Annotated in this window: 25 protein-coding genes and 1 tRNA gene; 7 read left to right on the top strand and 19 right to left on the bottom strand. The window is 65.4% G+C overall.

Going from position 1 to position 17,956, the window contains the following annotated elements:
• Positions 1 to 5 precede the first annotated feature (5 nt).
• Together ABFX36_RS09140 and ABFX36_RS09135 are read left to right on the top strand one after the other, a co-directional pair.
• Positions 6 to 494, top strand: a complete 489-nt coding sequence (locus ABFX36_RS09140) for a low molecular weight protein-tyrosine-phosphatase (RefSeq protein WP_006895231.1) — start codon at positions 6 to 8, stop codon at positions 492 to 494.
• Positions 495 to 528: 34 nt separating this feature from the next.
• Complete coding sequence (locus ABFX36_RS09135) at positions 529 to 1,470, top strand: SURF1 family cytochrome oxidase biogenesis protein (RefSeq protein ID WP_006895230.1); 942 nt, start codon at positions 529 to 531, stop codon at positions 1,468 to 1,470.
• 16 nt (positions 1,471 to 1,486) lie between these two features.
• Here the strand turns inward: ABFX36_RS09135 and ABFX36_RS09130 are convergent, their stop codons facing one another.
• Both ABFX36_RS09130 and ABFX36_RS09125 read right to left on the bottom strand, forming a co-directional pair.
• Complete coding sequence (locus ABFX36_RS09130; protein WP_045538697.1) at positions 1,487 to 2,134, bottom strand: hypothetical protein; 648 nt, start codon at positions 2,132 to 2,134, stop codon at positions 1,487 to 1,489.
• Positions 2,135 to 2,219: 85 nt separating this feature from the next.
• Positions 2,220 to 3,173 (bottom strand): cobalamin biosynthesis protein, encoded by a 954-nt coding sequence (locus ABFX36_RS09125; RefSeq protein ID WP_062366639.1) that lies wholly within the window; start codon positions 3,171 to 3,173, stop codon positions 2,220 to 2,222.
• 35 nt (positions 3,174 to 3,208) lie between these two features.
• Here ABFX36_RS09125 and ABFX36_RS09120 point away from each other — a divergent pair, with 35 nt between their 5' ends.
• Positions 3,209 to 4,039, top strand: coding sequence for a spermidine synthase (locus ABFX36_RS09120; protein ID WP_045537690.1), 831 nt, complete (start codon positions 3,209 to 3,211; stop codon positions 4,037 to 4,039).
• Between the two features lie 57 nt (positions 4,040 to 4,096).
• A tRNA-Cys gene (locus tag ABFX36_RS09115) sits at positions 4,097 to 4,171 on the top strand.
• 11 nt (positions 4,172 to 4,182) lie between these two features.
• Here ABFX36_RS09115 and ABFX36_RS09110 read toward each other — a convergent pair.
• Positions 4,183 to 5,304 carry a hypothetical protein gene (locus ABFX36_RS09110; protein ID WP_156479411.1) on the bottom strand — a complete coding sequence of 374 codons (1,122 nt, stop codon included), beginning with the start codon at positions 5,302 to 5,304 and terminating at the stop codon, positions 4,183 to 4,185.
• Between the two features lie 111 nt (positions 5,305 to 5,415).
• Here ABFX36_RS09110 and ABFX36_RS09105 point away from each other — a divergent pair, with 111 nt between their 5' ends.
• Positions 5,416 to 6,222, top strand: coding sequence for a GNAT family N-acetyltransferase (locus ABFX36_RS09105; RefSeq protein ID WP_062366634.1), 807 nt, complete (start codon positions 5,416 to 5,418; stop codon positions 6,220 to 6,222).
• A 23-nt stretch (positions 6,223 to 6,245) separates the two neighbouring features.
• Here the strand turns inward: ABFX36_RS09105 and ABFX36_RS09100 are convergent, their stop codons facing one another.
• Complete coding sequence (locus tag ABFX36_RS09100) at positions 6,246 to 6,404, bottom strand: hypothetical protein (RefSeq protein WP_346076038.1); 159 nt, start codon at positions 6,402 to 6,404, stop codon at positions 6,246 to 6,248.
• A gap of 43 nt (positions 6,405 to 6,447) precedes the next feature.
• A complete protein-coding gene (locus tag ABFX36_RS09095) occupies positions 6,448 to 6,639 on the bottom strand; it encodes a hypothetical protein (protein ID WP_278124101.1) in 192 nt (63 codons plus the stop codon).
• 82 nt (positions 6,640 to 6,721) lie between these two features.
• On the opposite strand from ABFX36_RS09095, the gene ABFX36_RS19135 reads away from it, so the two are divergent.
• A complete protein-coding gene (locus ABFX36_RS19135) occupies positions 6,722 to 6,934 on the top strand; it encodes a type II toxin-antitoxin system HicA family toxin (RefSeq protein ID WP_487047121.1) in 213 nt (70 codons plus the stop codon).
• Positions 6,935 to 7,005: 71 nt separating this feature from the next.
• Positions 7,006 to 7,410 (top strand): HicB family toxin-antitoxin system, encoded by a 405-nt coding sequence (locus ABFX36_RS09090; RefSeq protein ID WP_346076036.1) that lies wholly within the window; start codon positions 7,006 to 7,008, stop codon positions 7,408 to 7,410.
• A gap of 128 nt (positions 7,411 to 7,538) precedes the next feature.
• Here ABFX36_RS09090 and ABFX36_RS09085 read toward each other — a convergent pair whose 3' ends face one another.
• The 14 genes from ABFX36_RS09085 to ABFX36_RS09025 are packed head-to-tail and all read right to left on the bottom strand — an operon-like array spanning position 7,539 to position 17,696.
• A complete protein-coding gene (locus ABFX36_RS09085; protein WP_346076034.1) occupies positions 7,539 to 9,344 on the bottom strand; it encodes a hypothetical protein in 1,806 nt (601 codons plus the stop codon).
• A gap of 3 nt (positions 9,345 to 9,347) precedes the next feature.
• The gene (locus ABFX36_RS09080) at positions 9,348 to 9,788 is read right to left on the bottom strand and encodes a hypothetical protein (protein ID WP_346076033.1); all 441 of its coding nucleotides are present in this window, start codon (positions 9,786 to 9,788) and stop codon (positions 9,348 to 9,350) included.
• Positions 9,770 to 9,994 carry an endonuclease domain-containing protein gene (locus ABFX36_RS19060; RefSeq protein WP_428832051.1) on the bottom strand — a complete coding sequence of 75 codons (225 nt, stop codon included), beginning with the start codon at positions 9,992 to 9,994 and terminating at the stop codon, positions 9,770 to 9,772. Before ABFX36_RS19060 ends, ABFX36_RS09080 begins: the two co-directional genes overlap by 19 nt.
• Positions 9,995 to 9,998: 4 nt before the next feature.
• Positions 9,999 to 10,211 (bottom strand): hypothetical protein, encoded by a 213-nt coding sequence (locus ABFX36_RS09075; protein ID WP_006897607.1) that lies wholly within the window; start codon positions 10,209 to 10,211, stop codon positions 9,999 to 10,001.
• Entirely contained in the window at positions 10,208 to 10,633 is a 426-nt protein-coding gene (locus ABFX36_RS09070; RefSeq protein ID WP_346076030.1) for a hypothetical protein, read from the bottom strand. The genes ABFX36_RS09075 and ABFX36_RS09070 overlap by 4 nt, the downstream gene beginning before the upstream one ends.
• Before the next feature lie 10 nt (positions 10,634 to 10,643).
• Positions 10,644 to 11,573, bottom strand: coding sequence for a hypothetical protein (locus ABFX36_RS09065; protein ID WP_346076029.1), 930 nt, complete (start codon positions 11,571 to 11,573; stop codon positions 10,644 to 10,646).
• Positions 11,570 to 11,989, bottom strand: a complete 420-nt coding sequence (locus ABFX36_RS09060) for a hypothetical protein (protein WP_346076027.1) — start codon at positions 11,987 to 11,989, stop codon at positions 11,570 to 11,572. The genes ABFX36_RS09065 and ABFX36_RS09060 overlap by 4 nt, the downstream gene beginning before the upstream one ends.
• Complete coding sequence (locus tag ABFX36_RS09055; RefSeq protein ID WP_346076025.1) at positions 11,986 to 12,414, bottom strand: hypothetical protein; 429 nt, start codon at positions 12,412 to 12,414, stop codon at positions 11,986 to 11,988. The genes ABFX36_RS09060 and ABFX36_RS09055 overlap by 4 nt, the downstream gene beginning before the upstream one ends.
• A gap of 4 nt (positions 12,415 to 12,418) precedes the next feature.
• On the bottom strand, positions 12,419 to 12,754 hold the full coding sequence (locus tag ABFX36_RS09050; RefSeq protein WP_346076023.1) for a hypothetical protein: 336 nt from the start codon (positions 12,752 to 12,754) through the stop codon (positions 12,419 to 12,421).
• Positions 12,751 to 13,941: a peptidoglycan recognition protein family protein gene (locus ABFX36_RS09045; RefSeq protein ID WP_346076021.1), complete on the bottom strand. Its 1,191-nt coding sequence runs from the start codon at positions 13,939 to 13,941 to the stop codon at positions 12,751 to 12,753. Before ABFX36_RS09045 ends, ABFX36_RS09050 begins: the two co-directional genes overlap by 4 nt.
• Positions 13,938 to 14,294, bottom strand: coding sequence for a hypothetical protein (locus tag ABFX36_RS09040; protein WP_346076020.1), 357 nt, complete (start codon positions 14,292 to 14,294; stop codon positions 13,938 to 13,940). Before ABFX36_RS09040 ends, ABFX36_RS09045 begins: the two co-directional genes overlap by 4 nt.
• Positions 14,294 to 16,003 (bottom strand): Gp37-like protein, encoded by a 1,710-nt coding sequence (locus tag ABFX36_RS09035; protein ID WP_346076018.1) that lies wholly within the window; start codon positions 16,001 to 16,003, stop codon positions 14,294 to 14,296. The genes ABFX36_RS09040 and ABFX36_RS09035 overlap by 1 nt, the downstream gene beginning before the upstream one ends.
• Positions 16,003 to 16,920, bottom strand: coding sequence for a hypothetical protein (locus ABFX36_RS09030; protein WP_062368065.1), 918 nt, complete (start codon positions 16,918 to 16,920; stop codon positions 16,003 to 16,005). Before ABFX36_RS09030 ends, ABFX36_RS09035 begins: the two co-directional genes overlap by 1 nt.
• On the bottom strand, positions 16,920 to 17,696 hold the full coding sequence (locus tag ABFX36_RS09025; protein WP_346076016.1) for an aggregation-promoting factor C-terminal-like domain-containing protein: 777 nt from the start codon (positions 17,694 to 17,696) through the stop codon (positions 16,920 to 16,922). Before ABFX36_RS09025 ends, ABFX36_RS09030 begins: the two co-directional genes overlap by 1 nt.
• Between the last annotated feature and the right edge of the window lie 260 nt (positions 17,697 to 17,956).

Here is a 17,956-nt window from a genome sequence, read left to right as displayed (position 1 = left end):
ACTCGGTGTCTGACAACTCGCCCCGCACACTGCACGTGTGCTTCGTCTGTTCCGGCAACATCTGCCGCTCGCCCATGGCGGAGTCGATCTTCACCTCGGCGATCGAGGAGGCCGGCCTGGCCGACCGCGTCCGGGTGAGCAGCGCCGGAACCGGCGGCTGGCACATCGGCGAGCCCGCCGACAACCGCGCGCGGACCGAACTGCTCGCCCACGGCTACTCCGATCAGCACGTCGCCGCCCAGCTGACGCCCGATCACCTGTCGGCCGACCTGCTGGTCGCCGCCGACAGCGGTCACGTCGCCGAGTTGGAACGCAAGCGACTCGGGGATCGGGTCCGGCTCCTGCGCAGTTTCGATCCCGACGCCGACGGCGCTGATGTCCCCGATCCGTTCTATGGCAGTCCGGCGGATTTCACCTTGGTTCGCGAGCAGGTCGAGGCCGCCGTTCCCGGGCTGCTGGCGTGGGTGCACGCGACCCTGGCCGACGACGACTGACCGAGCCGATTCCAGCAGCCAGTAACCTGGAGTCGTGCGTGTGCTCAAGACCTTCCTGCGACCGGGCTGGCTGCTCCTGGCCGTCTTCGTGGTCACATTCGCGGCCGCCTGTTTCACGGTTCTCGCGCCGTGGCAGCTGGGCAAGAACTCCGACACCGAGCACCGCAACGACCTGATCCGTACGGCCGAGTCCACCGCTCCGGTCCCGATCGACGAACTCGCCCCGGCCGGCCGGCCGCTGAATCCGGATTCCGAGTGGCGCGAGGTCGAGGTCACCGGCCGGTACCTGGACGACGAACAGACCCTCATCCGCCTCCGCAGTGCCGACGAGCGTCCCTCCGTGGAGGTCGTGACCCCCTTCCAGGTGGCCGGCGGTGATCGCGTTCTGTTCATCGACCGCGGCTACGTGCGGCCCGGCGACAACAACCGCGTCGACGTCGCGCCCGCACCGACCGGCGAGGTGACCGTCACCGCGCGCCTGCGCAAGACCGAGTCGACGAGCCCGGGCAAAGAACCCCGCGTCGAGAACGGGCAGCGCACCGCATACACCATCGACACCCGCCTCTTGGGGCAGTCCACCGGCCTGAACAGCGAGAATCTCTATCTTCAGCTGTCTCCGAACCAGCCCGGCTCGCTCGGCGAGATCGCTCTGCCGCAACTCGAGTCGGGCCCGTACCTCTCGTACGGACTGCAGTGGCTGGCCTTCGGTGTCATGGCCCCGTTGGGCGCCGCGTACTTCATCTACTCCGAGGTGAAGGCGCGTCGCGCCGCGAAGAAGACCGGCGACGACACCGCCGCTCCGCCGCCCCCGCCGCGCAAAGACCGCGAGCGCATCCGCAGCCAGCTGCGCGAAGCGGGAACTTTCACCGGCAACGACATGACGGCCAAGAAGACCGCCGAGATCGGTGGCGGCGCGGCGCCCGCCGACACCGACGACGAGGTGAAGGCCAAGCTCGCGCAGCGCTACCGCAGCTGACGGAGAATGCGCACGGTCAGCTGAACAATCCGCTCAGCAGGTCGCCGAGCGAGCCGGCTACGGACCCGCTGCTGCCGACTGATCCGCTGCTGCCCATGTCGGGGCCGGACCCGCATCCGGTGACCGTGACGCTGCGCCATTGGCGGTCGCCCAGCCACTCCGGCTGTTCGTTCGGCGTCTGGCCGTTGTTTCCGGGAGGGCCGAGCACGATTCGGTAGTCGACGCGATGGGTGGAGGCACCGGGGTTCGGAAGCGCCGGGTTGAACGTCCCGGTCGGGTTCTTCAGATCCTGCACGTAGGTCGCCGTCACCGGTGCCCGGTCCGAGACCATGGTGCGGTTGTCGACGGTGTTATCGGGTACCTCGTCCGGCCAGGTCGGCGAAGCAGCCTTCGATGACATGCCACCGGTCCGGTAGATCTCGAACGGAATATCCTCGACCATTCGTCCGGCTTCTTCGTCGATACGCCAGTCGATCGTGTATGTCGTCACGTTCGTCTTGTTCACAATGGAGAACTCGGCCTTGCAGCCGCCGAGGTTCTTCGCCGAGAATGTGACGGCCCCTTCGGGCGTACCGGGGGCCGGCACCGCATTCGCCGGTGGAGCCAGCACCGTCAGTGTTCCTGCTGCTGCGCCGAGTACTGCGAGTTTGGCACCGTGCTTCATCGGGTCTCCCTTCGAGGATGGTTCGCGAACGATATCAATTCAGACGAATCACCACCGCGCGCTCGGACGCCGTTCACCTGTTCGTTCACCACCGATGCGAGTCACCGCGCGTCGTTCCTGACCGTCCGCGCCTGCCTGCCAGACGCACCGCCACCGCCACGGCGACGACGGCCGAGAGCCGTTGAATCCGGCGCGACAGCACAACCGCCGCGCGCAGATCGGATGCGAGCGGCGCCCGGCCGTCGCCCAGCCGCGGTCGGTCCTCCACCCCGTGCGGGTACACCGTGCGACCGCCGAGTTCGATGCCGAGGGCCGCCGCGAACGCGGTTTCCACCACCCCGGCGTTCGGGCTGGGGTGTGCTCCGGCGTCTCTGCGCACCGCACGCCACACGGTCACGGGCCGGCCGCTCACCAGCGCCGCGGCCACCGCCGTCATCCGAGCCGGCGCGAGATTCGCGGCGTCGTCGATCCGCGCCGCCGCCCACCCGAAGTTCCGGTACCGGTCCGAGCGGTAGCCGATCATCGCGTCCAGGGTGTTGACCGCCCGATAGCCGAGCAGGCCGGGCGCGCCGGCGACCGCGCCCCACAGCAGCGGTGCGACCGCGGCGTCGGACGTGTTCTCCGCGATGGATTCGACGGCGGCGCGGCAGATCCCGGACTCGTCGAGCAGATCGGGGTCCCGTCCCACCAGTCCCGATACCAGCCGGCGCGCCCGGTCGACGTCACCGGATTCGAGGGCTCCGGCGATATCGTCGCCGATCCGGCACAACGACGTGCCGCCGAGCGCGGTGAAGGTCGCCGCCGCGGTGCCCGCCGGGCCCGTCCGCCGCGCCAGGGCACCGACCGCGACCGCGACTGCGATCCATCCTCCGGCGAAGACCGCGCCGGCCGGTCTGGCGTCGGCGTACGCCCGTCGCTCCAGCCAGGCCACGGCGCTGCCGAACAGCGCCACCGGGTGTCCTCGCCGCGGGTCGCCGAAGACCGCATCCGCGACCGCTCCGATCGCCAGTCCCGCCGCCTCCGCCCGATTCCTGCGCATCCGGTGATCGTATCGGCGACTAGAATCGGTCCCCGATGGCCACCGCACGTTCCGAGCCCGAGCCGGGCTCATTCGAGATCTCCACCGGCGTCGCCGAGCTCGCCTCCGACCGCGAGGGTGGCTGGCTGCTGACCGTCAACGGTGTGCAGAGCAGTCACATCGCGCCCGCTCGTCCGGACCTGCTCGAGTTCGAGTACATGCGGCAGGCGGTCGCCGCCGTCGAGGACCGCTATCCCGACCGGTCCGCGGGACTGCGATTCTTACACCTCGGCGCCGCGGCATGCGCGCTGCCCCGCGCTCTGGCGCACACCTATCCCGCCTCACGCCATGTCGCCGTCGAGATCGACGCCGAACTCGCCCGGCTCGCCCGCGAATGGTTCGACATCCCGCGCGCACCCCGTCTGCGAATCCGGGTGGGCGATGCGCGGGAGGTGGTGACCGGTCTGCGCGAACAGACGCGCGACGTGGTGATCCGCGACGCCTTCGCCGAGAGCCTCACACCCGACCATCTGAAGACGGCTGAGTTCACCCAGGCGGTGCGTCGCGTGCTCGCCCCCGGAGGCCTCTACATCGCCAACTGCGGCGACCGTCGCGACCTCAAGTCCGTCCGGAGCGAGGTCGCCACCGTCGCCGAGGTGTTCGCGAACATCACCCTGATCGCCGACCCGTCGATGTTCAAAGGGCGGCGCAGCGGCAACGTGGTCGTCGTGGCGTCCGACGGCCCGGTCCCCGACTCTCCCGAACTGGAACGGCGGCTGCGCTCCGATCCCGAACCGGCCCGGTTGATGACCGGCGACGCCGCGCGGGCGTTCGGTTCCGGCGCCGTCCTGCGCGACGGCCCCGCCACCCGGCCCGGCACTGTTTGATTCACTGCGGGCACAACGGTCGACGACGGCGTCCTCGCCCGGCATCGTCGAAGACCTGCGGGTGTGGCTGAGTGGCGAGGCAGCGGTCTGCAAAACCGTGCGACGCGGGTTCGAATCCTGCCATCCGCTCCATTCATCCGCGTTCAGCCGCCGTAGTCCTCGAACATGAGACGGCGCTGGTGCCATCGCTGGCTGTAGGTGGCCTCTCGGACCACCTCTTCGTTGTCGAAGTTGGAGCCGAGTGCACCGGCCATGGTCCCCATCGACGCCGCGAACCAGCCGATGACGAGGTAATCGACAACCGAGACGGCGTGGCCCAGTCGGCTCGCCAGATACGCCGGCTCCACGACCGCCGTGGCCAGTACGGTCAGTCCGACGAAGAGAATCACGTGCATGAGTGTCACCGCCGACGAGACGGTCACGACGGTGGAGGCATTGTCCAGCGAGCCGCTCTGCGGTGCCAGGTTCCGACGTCGACGGGTCCAGAGCCCGTTGCGCAGGATCAGCCACGAGCTGAGCGCAGCGATCACGCAGACGCTGACCGCCGCCAGACGTGCGAACGACATCGAGTCGGCGATCGGCCACACGCTCCCGAAGAAGATGCCGAAGGCCCCCGAGGCCATACCGACGGCCGTGCAGCCGCGCAGCGCCCGCCCCATGGCGGCCGGCCGATTGCTGTGCACCATCCCGGTCAGCATTCGCGCATGTCCGAGCGGACCTCGTACACCATCGTCGGGTAGCTGAGATGCGGGTGGCCAGACGTGGCTGTGGCCGCCCGGGCGGTAGTCCACGCCGGTGTCGGTCTCTGCGTCCGCTCGGAGTATCTCGCGAACGAGCGTGCGCACCTTGGTGCGCCGTCGCGTACAGCCGAGAGTCGGGACGAACACGACGACCGCCGGTTCACCCGCGGCGAGCAGATAGCGGAGGGCCGACCGCCCTCGATAGTGAGTCAGGTCCGTGAGATAGACGACGTATCGCCATCGGTGGCGCCGCAAGAGGTCCGGCGTGCGTTCGGCGAGGGGAATCGCGCCGCTCGGAGCGATCGGCAACGACTCCTCGCTGACTTCCACCGACCACTGCCCGCCGAGGTCGTCACCGAGATCTTCAGCGAGGCCGCCGCCGATCGCCTCCGCGAGTTGCCGGGGTGCGCCGGGGTCCGCCAGCAGACCGACCGTCGGCGGCGGCCAGAGCCGGAGATCGTCCGGCTCGGCCGCGTCGGCGCGGGTTCCATGTGCATCTGCTGCGTTCGAGACGTATTCACCCACGCCGACGCGGGTACCCGACTCGATCGTCGCCAAACGCGAGCGGACGTCCCCGATCCGCGGCCCGGTTCCTCGTCATGATTCCGGACCGGCGGTGGGCTAGCGTCACAGACTGTGTGCAACGAAACCGAAGCCACGGCAGCGGCGGCACGAGGTCACTACCTGCGGACACATCTGGCCCGCGCGGAGCGGTGGGGCGAGACGCCCTCGCTCGTCTGGGCACGGACAGGCGCCCGGCACGCCGAGCTCAATCGGGTGCTGTGGTTCACCGCGGACGATGTCCCCGCCTGCCTCGAACTGATGGACGACGTGCCAGCGCTCTGGTCGCTGTGGCCGGGGACCGAGGGTTTCGCCGACGTGGAGGCAGCGATGCGCGAATCAGGCCTCGCTGCGGTGGAGGAAGAGCCGCTCATGACGCTGCCACTCGCGCGGTGGGCGTTGCCGACGGACGACGTGACGACCGACCGCGACGCTTCCGAAGTGACGATCCAAGCCTGCAGGTCGCTCAGGGATCTCGATCGCTGGGCGCGCTTCTGGGCTGCCGAGGATGCCGCTTCCGAGCACCTTCCCGGTATCACTGCGGCGCTGGCACCGTTCACCGGATTCGGCCTGCCCGAAAGCGGTTCGGCCGCACCGATCGTGACGCATTTTCTGGCGCTCCACCGTGGAAGAGTCGTCGGGTGTTCAGCGGCGGTGGTCGCCGGAGTGTCCGCGGCTGTGGAACACGTGATCGTCGCTGCGGAGTGGCGCTCCCGTCGGATCGGAACGCGTCTCACCGAAGCCGCGCTCGACCGCGCCGTGCTCGGCGGCGCGAAGACGTGCGTGCTCACCGCCTCGCCCGAAGGAGAAGGCCTGTACCGACGGCTGGGATTCTCGGAGATCTGCCGCGTGCAGAGCTACGGTCGGCGTCCGGTGGCGTGATGCCGGGGTGCGATGCCGAGCCGTCACCGAGCATCAGGTGGGTGGTGCGCGCAAAGGGATTCGAACCCCTGACCGCTGGTGATGGTGAGAATTTTCTGCTTGTTCCGCGAGGTGTCGTTGACCTGCTGTGATTCCCGACTGGCAGCCGGATGAATGCCGGATTCTGCCGTCTGTTCCGCCATGTTTCGAGAGTTTCGGGTGGGTAAAGGGTGGGTGTTCGCGAGCCTATGACCGCCACTCCATCACCGGACGCCCTGCTCCGTCGCGCCTCCCCTGCCACTCGTACGTCGCGTCGTCACCGAGGTCTGGTGGCCCGCCGTCGACGCTCGGGGTGAGCACTGGCAGTCGTAGCGTCTCGTCGGGGTCGGCGTCGATGGTGCGGCCGTCGTGCGGTCCGCCGTACAGGGTGACGAGCATGCGGAGAAGTATAGTCCAGTCGGATTGAGCCTATTACGTCTAGTTGGTTGACTATCTTTGTCTATCCGACTAGAATAGAATCATGATCGCAGGGGAACCAACGTCGACCACCATCAAGAAACTCAAAACCGCCGGATTCACTCCGAACCGCAGGATGAAGGGAAGCCACCAGATGTACGTTTGCCCACACGGACAGGTAAGCATCCCCATCAGCAGCGGCCACCGGACCACATCACCCGGCGTAGTCCGCAAGGTCAACACGGCAATCAAGAAGTGCCAGACCTCCTGCACCTAACCGCCACGTGTCGGACTCGCCCTCACTCAGCGAGTCCGACACGACCAACCACCGAAGGAGAACCGAATCGCATGACCATGTACCACGTCGACGTCTACCGCGACGATCGGTGGTGGATGATCCGCATCCCCGAACTCGACGGCGTCAACGGAGTTGACGAACCCCTCACCCAGGCGCGCCGCTACTCCGAGATTGAGACCCAGGCACGGGACCTCATTGCCCTCGTCGCCGACGTCGCACCATCCACCATTGAGCTCGACCTACACGTCACCGTCGAAAACCTCGACGTCACAGAAAGCGCCGAACAGATCGCTAAGGACCGCGCAACCGCCGCTGCGGCCGAACGCAGAGCAGTCCATCAATCTGCTGTCGTCGCGCACCAACTCAAGGACGCTGGTGTCACCCTCCGCGACATCGGCGAGATCGTCGGAGTCAGCTTTCAACGCGCTGGACAGTTGGTAGCCGAGCCCGTCTAAGCCCCGCCTCTGCGATCACAGGTGGCGGAACGAAAGAAAGAGCCCCCGACATGTGACTGTCGGGGGCTCTTTCACGCGTATCTTCCCTACGCGCACTGTGCACAGTACCGCCAGGGTGTGACAGCGGGTCAGGTCAGCGGCAGCACGACAGATCCTTCCGCACCGGAGATCGATGACTGGGCGCCCTCGACGATGGAGACCGAGCACGACCAGCCGCCGCCCTTGTAGGCGGTCGCCCGAAGCGTCCCTGACGTCGTAGATGACACCTGGCCACCGGTTGTGAAGACCGCGACCTTCATGTCGGCGGCGACGGACGCCGAGGTAGCGCCGTTCGTCCACACCGGTGTACCGAGCGTCGCCGTACCTCGGTATGCGGCCGCCACGATCGCCCGATCCGAGTCACTGGTGATCGTGTGTGTCCCTTCCGGCAGGTCGAATCGCGCCACTGTGAGACGGATGTTGTTTCCGGCGTGCGTGTACACCTGAGTGCCTGTGATACCTCCGCTGGTCATCGTCGATGCCTCAGGCGGTCCGCCGCCGACTCCTGCCACAGCGGCGAAGACTGTCGCCGCCTCCGGGAGGGTGATCGTGACAGTCGATGATGCGGAGGTTCCATTCGTCGCCGACGCGATCGGGTCCAGCGGATACTGGGCGCCCTCCGGCTGAATCTCCACCGTCAGATTCCGCCAGTACTGCGAGAAACTCAGAGACGCGGTACCGGCCTCGACCGGGTCCGGCGTCTTCTCGCCCCACAGCTTCACACCGTTCCCGATAGACGAGATCAGCGCGTCAGGTTCCGTCGACGGATCTGCCGAAATAGCCTCGCCGCCGTTCGAGCGGGCGTGCAGATACCGGATGGTCCACGAATCCGGCTTCGTCCCGAGCGCCGGCCAATTCACCGACGTCAGACCGACGTTGCCTGACGTGTCCGTGGCGGTCGCGCCGATCTGCGCGCCCCGCCACACCATCGCGATCATCCGCGTCGCATTCGTCCACGTCCCGGACGTCTCGCTGCCCGAGGCCGCGATCTTCCATCCGGCACGCGCACCCGACGACGCCACAACTGCCGACGTCCACCCCGACGGCAATGTGGGTGCCGTAGCCGTATTCGACGACAGATTCGACGCGAAGACGAGGATGAGATCACCAGACTGATGCGCTGGCAGTGGCACTGTCGTCGACGACGAGGTAGTGGTGCCCACCAGGTCCGGTCCGGTACTGACTTTCACTTCCGGTACGTGAGCGACCGCCGACGCCATTGCCTGCGGGACGGCGACCTCCGCTCCGGCTGAGACCGTCGGCTTGCTCCCAACTGCGGTCGCGGTGGCCATCGGTGCCGCCACGGCCACCGCGGCCTGCACGTCTGGCAGGTGGGCGAGCGCCGTCGCTTCGGCGAGTGGCACCAGCACCTCAACGCGCGACCCCACCTCCGGGACATGCGCCTCCGCGTACGCGCGCGCCTGCGGGACAGCCGCGTCGACCGCCGCGGACACTTCCGGAACATGCGCGACAGCCGTCGCTACAGCGGTCGGCGCGATGATGCCCGCCACCACAGCGACCACCGGGACATGTGCCTCGGCCGACGCGATAGCGGTCGGAATGTCGATGACATGACCGTGCGACAACTCCGGCACCTGAGTGACGGCAGACGCGACCGCGGCCGGCGGGGCGATGCTGACAGCACCCGCGATCACCGGCCTACCAGCCTCCGCGTACGCCACAGCTGCCGGCGCCACCAGGCGCGACTCCGCCGACACCACCGGTGCATAGCCCACAGCGGTCGCCATCGCGCGCGGCGCCTGCACGAACACCGGCATCCGCCCATCCCACACCGCGACGCCGTCGAGGTAGGCGAGGATGATGACGTGCTCCTCGCCTACCTCATCGACGTACCGGAGACCGCGGACCGACCGGCCACCCAGGCTGATCGACATACGTCAGGCCACAGACACCGACAGCAGACCGAGCGCATTCCACGTCGCCTGGAACGTCGCGCTCGTCGAGCTGACAGTCTCACCGAAGTCCACGTACGAGATCAGCGGGCGCTGCGCATCTGACCCCGGTGTCGCATCGTAGATCACCAGGTAACGGCCGGAGATCGTCGAGGACGGCCACGCGATGTTGTCGCCCTTGAGAGTGACAGTGCTCCCCGACCCGACAATCTGCGGCGTCCCGAGCGTGACACCGCCGGCCGTGTAGCCCGGGCCCGACGCCTCGCTGGTGACCGCCGACTTGTAGCGGTGCGCCGCCTGGTCCGGCGTGTACCCGGCGCCGACCAGCATCACCTTGATGGTGTCGGTGTCGAAATCGATTTCCTTGTTGAATACCGACTCGAAAAACCCGCGGTAGATCTTATGTGTTATAGCGATGTGGACCATCTCCTTAGGTAGGCGATCGCCTGTTCTAGGCGTCGCTCATCTTCGTCTGCCATGCCAATTAGAGTGTTGCACTTCCCGCACAGCAGTTCGCGGATGCAGCACCCGCAAGTCCTATTTCCAGGACAGCATGAGTGATCATGATCTACAGATATCCTCTGACCACTCGGCGGCTCGCCGCAGATAGCGCAAACCCCACTACCTGACATTCTTCTATTTCCAGGTGAATGACCAGTACGTGCCCGGCTGGGCGAATTCGAGAGTGCAGCCAGAAGCCGCGAAAACAGCGAGCGCGCCGTCATCCCACACACGCATCAGAACCGCATCCGGGTACTCGACCTCAGTGCTCTGCGTCGGGGTGCCGTAGCGGATCACCGCCGTCGTCATCCCGTCAGACGGTGTCGCATCAAACCGGACCGCGCTCACTCCGTCACCTGCGCATCCTTGATGATGTACAGCGTCCCGGGGTCCCACATCATGGACTCGTACTCGTCCAAGTCGACCGCCTGCGCCCGCACCAGACCTCCACCATTGCGAACGAAATCGTACTGCTCAGACGGTGGAGGTGCCGGCATCCCAGCGTCGATCAGCGGCCACAAACGAATCGGTGAAGAACTATCCGGGATCGTGATCTGATACGAGTTCAGGCCAATCCTGACTGTCGCTGGTCCGGGGTCGAGGTTAGATGTGACGAGGTCTCCACCATCGGTCACCTGAAACCGGTGCTTCTGCTCAGTGACGATCGCCGCGCCTGATGCCGACTCCCGGATGCGCGGAATGGTGAAGGTTACAGCCTGCGCGAACTCCGCTCCAGCAATATCCTCGATGCGGTCCTGGATGATTGTCATTTCGAATACCTCAACCCTCGATCTGGAAAGATGTCGACCGCGAAATATGCTGAACCGTCAGCCTGGTCCGTTCCGGTCCGCCAGCGATCTGACGACCCGGACCAATGTTGGTAACCCACACTTCGGCGCGGTACCCGGCAGTCGGCACTACCACAGAGGTGTTGATCTCCCGCGACTGCGCACTACTCGACTCAAGAGTGTCCCTAGAGACCGAGAAAATCGACCCATCAGAGTCCTTGACGACACGAATCTCCCAGTCGATGAACGCACCCACTAGTGGCGGCGTACTCGTGATCGTGACCCTCGCGCGAACATCCCACATCCCCTGCTCTTCGAACACGATCCCGCCAGACGCAAGGTGACATTTCTTCATCGGGCCGATCTGCTTATCGAAAGGGATCTTGCCCTTGTTCCACAGAGAGTTCTGTGTTCCGGCGTATGAACTCCCGTAGTCCTGCAGTGGCGAAAGCAGGTCTACACGATCGTTGAGCTGCATTTGCCCGTCGTGCAAGTCGTCGACCTGCGCCCACCGTCCAGCGAAGAAGTTGGCAATGGTCGACAGGGCGCCGCCGAGGACCCCTCCGCCAATGCCCATCAACGCGTTCAGCAGCGGAGCAAACAGATCCTGCAACGGCAGATTGAAGAACCCCGGCACCAGCGGCTGCAGGTCCTTCGGTTTCTCGATAGTCGCAGGATCAGCCTGAGCCACCCGGGACACAAACCGGCCATACATCTTGTTGACCATCCCGAGCGGACCAGAAGCGAGCGGCCCGCCGGCGAGAGTCCCGTCGACATAGCCCGGAAAGCGATCGGCGGACTGGGTGGCGAACTTGGTCTCCGACTGGTCCTGCAGCGCCGTGCCGAGCTGGTCGGGCATCAGAACCGTCTCCACCAAATCATCCGGATCAAGATCATCCCAATCCATATGCGGCAAAGTCACAGGTACACCTCCAAATCGACAGGCGGATCAGGAATCGTATGGTCAGGATCGAGTCGCCGGATCGTCGCCACCAACTGCCGGATATAACCGAGGGCGGAGAAGAACTTCTTCGTCATCTCCGACAACTTGCGGTCCAAACTGTCAACCCGAGACGCCAAATCCCCGTAATCCTCAGATAGGGAGTCATACGCCGCCGACAACCGCTTGATCTCCCGGTCCTGCCGCTCCCACGCCGCCGACAACGACAGATCTGCACGGCCTTCCGGTGTCCGCGATTGCCGATGCCGGGCATACGCACCCAACCACCCCGGCACCCGCGACATGATCGCCGACCCCAACGCCGGCCGACCGAAAGCAACGATGATGATGACGGCGACCCACCACGGGGTGCCGATGGGTAGATCACCTACGGTCATGCACGGCTCCGCATCTGCTGTGTGTATCCCATCGCTAGACCCCAGTAGGCGACCGCGAAGATCGTGGTGATCGCCGGGGAGCGGACGCCGTCAAGCCACGGATTGTCGACCACCGCAAGCCACTGTCCCAACGCCAGTAGTCCGTAGGTGGCGCCACCGAGACGGAGTCCGGCGATCGCCGTCCGCGGCCATCGCATCGCGAACCCCCACACCGTCACCACACCGACCACCGCGCAGATCGCACCCCACACCTCGAGCGGCATCATCTGCTCCACCACACTCAGCGATAGAGTCGGCGGCTGGATGTCTGGTGTGAGGTAGTCCCAGGCCCGGAGGATCGCCTCGATCGGGACGGCGAGGATGACGAGCATCCGGGACCGCTCCGGCATCAGCGGCACCCAATCGCCGCGACGCGGCCACCGCATCAGGTCAGTCGCCCTTCGCGTGGCGTCCCGTAGTCGGCCACGCCGATGTAGCCGAGTCGATCACATCCTCGACGATGCCCGGCCACTGCGACGTGGACGACTCGAGCAGGTCTCCGGCACGCTGCCGTACATCCTTCACCACATCATCGACACTGGGCGTCTGTGGTGTGTTGGCTGCGGCGAGGACAGTGCCACCGGTGCCGAGGATTGCGACCGCCAGTGTCAGCCACATCGACACCTGGTCCTGATCGATCAGCCCATACACGGCGGCGAGCGGCAGGAGAGCCGACAGCGCCAGGTACAGGCGTTTGCGGACAGCGGGAGTGAAGTACTTGCTCACTTGGTCACCGCCTTGCGGATCGCGTCGATGTCGGCCTGCATCCGGTCGAGCTTCGCGATGACACCATCACGCAGGGTCAGTTCCCGGCCCTGAGTGTCCTTGCCGAAGCTCGACTGTGGTCCCCATCCGGGGAGTTTTGGGCCGATCTGATCCAAGATCAGGTCCAGCTTTCGTTCGAGGTCTGCAGAGCTAGCCATGTCAATCTCCTCGTCAGTGGGTGCGCCCTGCGCGTATGCGAGAACGACGTCGTAGGGAAAGTTCGGTCCGGGGTCGGTGTGGTCGGTGCCGCCCCACACGCGCGTGTCGACGTGCCCGACCACGCCAGGCAGCGAGTCGGCGGTGACTTTCTTGAGCGGCCACCCGTACAGGCGGCACCAGTGGCCGACGACAGACCCGGCAGCGCGGAGCATCTTGTCCTGCGCGAGCCACTCCGCGCGTGACTGCGACGCATTGCCGACGACGCACACGTGCAGCAGGATGTCGTTGCCCTTGTTGCCCGTCGACCATGTCTGCCAGTCGTCCGTGTTCTGCAGGATCCGCTTGCCGTCGACACCGACCATCACGTTGTACGAGCCGGTCTGCGAGCGGATCTGATAGCTGGTGACGTCGTCAGCGGTCCGGGCGGTCGCCGTCGCCGACTTCCCCGACTCGGTCGTGTGGATGCACACGCCGCGCAATCCCGAGATCGGCCGCGGCCGACCGAATCCGAACTCGCTCGAGCGGTCACTGTCGTAGTACGTGGACACTGGTCCTCCTGAGAGTCGGTCGTAGAGTTGCTGCGCCTCAGCCATCCGCTTCCCGTACCGGTCCGGGAAAGCCGACCCCTGGACCGCTTGAGCATGGGCTCCGGGATCGCCGTGGTCGTAGTCGCGTTTCACCAGCCGCTCAAAGAACAATCGCGCCGACAGGTACGGGTTCATGCAGGTAGCGCAGTCGAACCACCACCACTCACCCGACGCGCCTCGCCGGATCTGCTGCTGAAACAAGCCGACCGAGTAACCGTCGTCGCCGACCGCATCATGAGGCAGCAACAACGACTCCGGCACTTTGCGGTTGGCATACATCCGCAGTGGATACCCGACCTCGACAATGCAGGTCGCCAGGCCGATCACAATGCCTCGCGGCGAGACACCCATGTCGCGGCCGGCGCGGATCACCTCACGCGCATAGTCATCCGATGTGCTCAAGACTGCACTTCACTCACGACAGCGCCGATCAGATGCTCCGGGATCTCGTCAGGCACCGGTGGCGCCGCGCACACCAGATCCGTCTCCTGCTCCCCCACCACGCTCAGCTCCGGAACCGACTCCACAGACTGCTCCCGCATCCCCTGCAGAATCCACCCAGGCAACTCGATACTGTCGGCCTTCTGTTCGGTCTGACGCACCCCACACTCGAACGCGAGCTGCGCCATCCTTGTCACCTCGAAAGCCGGAATCGGATACGGCGCAGAACCGCCCGTCATCAGCACGAACATCAACGCCTGCGCGAGCTTCTGCACCTCCGGATCAACCTGATCGCCAGGCTTTTCCACCGTCATCACGCCACCCCCATCTGATTGAATGCACCCATCGCCGTAGCCACCAGCCCGAAAGCCTTCTCGAGCGGATCCTGATGGGCGCGGACGTCACCGAACTTCGCTTCCCAGTCGCCCCCGCCGTCGAGCGGAAGGGTCAACTCAGTGCAACGCTGAACGTGGACTTGCGAGCCGAGGTATCGGTTCGTCGCACCGCTGCGGTCGCCGAGCCACCAGTGCCCGAAACCGTTGTCGCCGATGATCCACGGGATCGCGTTCTGCACCGTGAACGTGAACGCCGTTTTCGGGTCGGTCTCGCGGCGACGACGCCGGAGGTCCATGAACGCGGCCGGCGTGTACGCCTGGGTAACGTTGGTGCACGCAGTCTCGAGCGCGTGCCCCCAGCCCTGCTGAGCGGCACGATCGATCAACGGCACACTCGTGTACGCGAGCACGCTGTTCTTGTAGATCGGCATCAAGAACGCATTGAGGATCGAACCAAGCGAACCGACGCCGTAGCCTGCGATGTTGATGTTGTCGCCCAAGACGTCGCCCGCATACCCGACAACAGCCTCGCCGAGTTCGTTCACGCCAGGCATCGACTCGCCACCCGCGGTGATCCGGCACGCGCCACCAGCACCCCGAACCAACTCGAAACCGCTGATCCCGGAGTTGTCGCCGTCGATGTAGGTGACGTACGGCATCTCCGGTGCCGTCCCCAGCTTCCCCGGAAGCCGATACTTACCGTCATCGACCGGCGCACCCGTCAGCAGGTCATACCGGTCCTCCACACGATTCGTAGTCACCGACGCAATCGACCGCACCAGTCCCGTCGCCAGATTGCCGCCAAGCGATGTACCGGTGCGGAAACCGGACTTGTCTACCAACTCGACGAACAGGGTTCCCTGACGCCAACTGGTGCCTGCGCCAGGCCACGGCTCCGGGTCGCCATTCAGGAAGCGTCGCGTGACGATCTGCAGCTCAGCATCCTCGAGAATCGGGGCCGCGATCTCCCACCACGACTGCTTGATCGTTCCCGTCATGATCGTCACCGGCGCCACCGAGTTCCGCATCGGCCGCGGCTTCACCACGATCTGCGACTGCGCCCACATCCCGCCCAGCCAGTTCGCCGGATCCAGGATGTCCTTGTTCATGTCGAAGTTGAACACCTGCAGGCGCGCGAGGTTCATGGCCAGACTCGCGGGAAGCACCCAGTCGGCCCGCCCGATCAAGAACTGCACCTTCGGCTGCTGAATCAAACTGACCGGCAAGAACGGATTCGCCGCGACATGAACGTTCTTCAGTTCCTCAGTGTCCTCAAGGAACGTCAGTACGACGCGGTCGCCGTGATCGCCGCCAGTTTTCAGCGTGACGCCATTGTCCGGAGCTGCGCGACCACCGATCCTCGCCCCATCCTTCTCCACGATGATGTGGATGTTGGTGGTCGAGCGGGCATCCTGATCGAGAGCCCAATGCGCAAGGTAGGTGCCGCGGCGGTCCTCCCGATCAATCGGAAGCTCAACGACGATGCTGCCGGTGTCGTTGAGCTTGAGGGTCATTCCGCTACCGTCGAGACGTTCGACGGCCTCGCCACGCTCAATCCAGTTGCCGTCGAACAAACGGATACGCGCCGGCTGAGCGACCCGATCGAGGCGTGTCTGCCGGATCTCCTCAGCCCACAACGCGAAGTCGTCCACGCTGCCGCCGAGGAACGGTGCGATGTTGCCGGTCATCACTCGAGACCTGACTCGGCCGACCAGAAGCGCCGCAGTGTCAGCCGTACCTCAGCCCCGGCAGGACCGTTGATCGTCACCGGCAGCAGTACCGGGTTCTGCTGCGTCCCCGTGTACGGCGGAATGCTGTACAGCGGGAACACTCCACCCATCAGCCCCGACGCGTTCGACAGATCCGCCGCGACATACGGGTCATCGCCCGACCGGACCGGGCGCACCGACCACGGCACCGAGATCGGCTTCAGCGCGACCATGCGGTTCGCATGCTGACCTGGCGTCCACGTGACATCGATGTCCTGCTCATGCCCGAACGAGAAGTCCGCGATCGAGAACGACGCCGTACCCTTCGGATCGAGAGACCAGTCTGGCCACGCCTCCTGATCAGTCGGATTCCACACCGGCAACCACACGGTGTGCGTCCCCGACGATGGGTTCTCGGCCTTCACCACCAGCGGCGTCGACTCATACCGCGGCTCGACCGCGACCGCCTGCACAACCGCCTTCGCGAAACCATCCAGATTCCAGTCCCGCTTCTGGTTGAACTTGATCTTCGACTCGAGATAGAGCCACAACCAGCGGGAACCAGACTCCTCGCTGGTGTACAGCCACTTCACGCGGCGAGGCTGCATGTGTGAGCCCCACAGCTTCCGGAACCGGGCGATCTGCGCCTCTATCGGCACATTCCCGCCCGACACATCACCGGTGATGTTGAACGGCAACACCAGATGACGAACCGGAACCTCGGTCCTCCCCAGCCGGCCACCGATCCCCGCCGGGATCGTCGCCCGTGAGAAATCCGTATCGAAAATCTCCTCCGGATCCTCCGCGAGCTTGATGCCCTCCGACTCGCCGAAACCGATCCCCGACACCGGGAACGAATCGTCATCGCCGATCAGCTCGATATTCGCGGTCTGCATCAGACTCCCGCCAGTTTCGCGACACGACGAGCACGCTGCACCTCGTCCATGTCCTGCTTGGAATTGCCACTCGAGGTCCAGTTGAAGGTGTCGCCACCCTCACCGATCCGCTCATTCATCCGCTCAGTCAGCGCAATCAAACGATCCAACCGCTCGAGCACCCGGTCATCACTGCTGCGATCGAGCGACTTCTTCAGGTCGTGAGGGTCGAACGGAAGCGCCGTCTCCTTGTGACCGAGACCGTTCTTCACGAGCGTGGTTCCCTCATGAATCACGCCTCCGACGTCGTACCAGCCCTCCTGATCCCAGTGAGCCTTCGCCTTCGTCGGCAACTCGTACCGGTCGTTCACGTACGCATCGAACGCCTTACCCTGCACAGTCGGATCAGGGTTCTCATCCGGCAGGTACTGATCCTTCGTTGACCCCAACCACTGACCCAGGCCGAACGCGCCCGATGACGGATTGCGGGCCTTCGGATCCCAGTTTGATTCCTTGCCGACAATCCAGTCCGACGCATCCCACTCAACGCCAGTCCGCCACGCCTCACGTAACCCCTGCTTGAACGCGGCCTTGATCGCCTCAACACCAGTCAGCGCGGCCGGCGCCGCGGGAGCATCCGGAGCCTTCGCGCTCGCCCCGGTATCCTCACCCTCCTGCGGCTTCGTCGTCCCCGGATCCGTTACCGGACCCTGAGACTGCGACTTACTCTGCGACCGCTGCGACTCATACTCATTGATCGCCGCCAACACACCCGGCGAATCATTGACACTCAGCACACCAAGCAGCGACTGGACCTGACCCGACACAAACGCAGACGCAGCATTCCCAAGACGCTCAGACAGCGACGCGCCCTTCGGCTGCTCCGCCGTCGACGACCCGTAACTACCCGACTGCTGACCGGGACGATAGTGAAGCGCCCTGGGTTTGTTGGAGGCTCCTGACCTTGGAAACGAGGATGGAGTTATGCCGAAGGAACTGGCGAATGGGAAGCCGACGACTCGTCGCTACTCGGTCGAGGAGAAGGCCGCCGCGGTGC

Source organism: Gordonia cholesterolivorans, assembly GCF_039531975.1.
Classification (GTDB): domain Bacteria; phylum Actinomycetota; class Actinomycetes; order Mycobacteriales; family Mycobacteriaceae; genus Gordonia; species Gordonia sihwensis.
Note: the sequence above shows the minus strand (reverse complement) of the source record. Positions and strands in the feature narration are given on the sequence as shown.

Excerpts from the sequence above, each read along its gene's own strand:
- ABFX36_RS09040 (WP_346076020.1), bottom strand. The coding sequence starts at position 14,294 with ATGACGGTGGAAAAGCCTGGCGATCAGGTTGATCCGGAGGTGCAGAAG.
- ABFX36_RS09070 (WP_346076030.1), bottom strand. The coding sequence starts at position 10,633 with ATGACAATCATCCAGGACCGCATCGAGGATATTGCTGGAGCGGAGTTC.
- ABFX36_RS09130 (WP_045538697.1), bottom strand. The coding sequence starts at position 2,134 with ATGAAGCACGGTGCCAAACTCGCAGTACTCGGCGCAGCAGCAGGAACA.
- ABFX36_RS19135 (WP_487047121.1), top strand. The coding sequence starts at position 6,722 with ATGATCGCAGGGGAACCAACGTCGACCACCATCAAGAAACTCAAAACC.
- ABFX36_RS09055 (WP_346076025.1), bottom strand. The coding sequence starts at position 12,414 with ATGCGGTGGCCGCGTCGCGGCGATTGGGTGCCGCTGATGCCGGAGCGG.
- ABFX36_RS09120 (WP_045537690.1), top strand. The coding sequence starts at position 3,209 with ATGGCCACCGCACGTTCCGAGCCCGAGCCGGGCTCATTCGAGATCTCC.
- ABFX36_RS09080 (WP_346076033.1), bottom strand. The coding sequence starts at position 9,788 with ATGGTCCACATCGCTATAACACATAAGATCTACCGCGGGTTTTTCGAG.
- ABFX36_RS09030 (WP_062368065.1), bottom strand. The coding sequence starts at position 16,920 with ATGCAGACCGCGAATATCGAGCTGATCGGCGATGACGATTCGTTCCCG.
- ABFX36_RS09035 (WP_346076018.1), bottom strand. The coding sequence starts at position 16,003 with ATGACCGGCAACATCGCACCGTTCCTCGGCGGCAGCGTGGACGACTTC.
- ABFX36_RS09085 (WP_346076034.1), bottom strand. The coding sequence starts at position 9,344 with ATGTCGATCAGCCTGGGTGGCCGGTCGGTCCGCGGTCTCCGGTACGTC.
- ABFX36_RS09100 (WP_346076038.1), bottom strand. The coding sequence starts at position 6,404 with ATGGCGGAACAGACGGCAGAATCCGGCATTCATCCGGCTGCCAGTCGG.
- ABFX36_RS09090 (WP_346076036.1), top strand. The coding sequence starts at position 7,006 with ATGACCATGTACCACGTCGACGTCTACCGCGACGATCGGTGGTGGATG.
- ABFX36_RS19060 (WP_428832051.1), bottom strand. The coding sequence starts at position 9,994 with ATGTCAGGTAGTGGGGTTTGCGCTATCTGCGGCGAGCCGCCGAGTGGT.
- ABFX36_RS09060 (WP_346076027.1), bottom strand. The coding sequence starts at position 11,989 with ATGACCGTAGGTGATCTACCCATCGGCACCCCGTGGTGGGTCGCCGTC.
- ABFX36_RS09125 (WP_062366639.1), bottom strand. The coding sequence starts at position 3,173 with ATGCGCAGGAATCGGGCGGAGGCGGCGGGACTGGCGATCGGAGCGGTC.
- ABFX36_RS09095 (WP_278124101.1), bottom strand. The coding sequence starts at position 6,639 with ATGCTCGTCACCCTGTACGGCGGACCGCACGACGGCCGCACCATCGAC.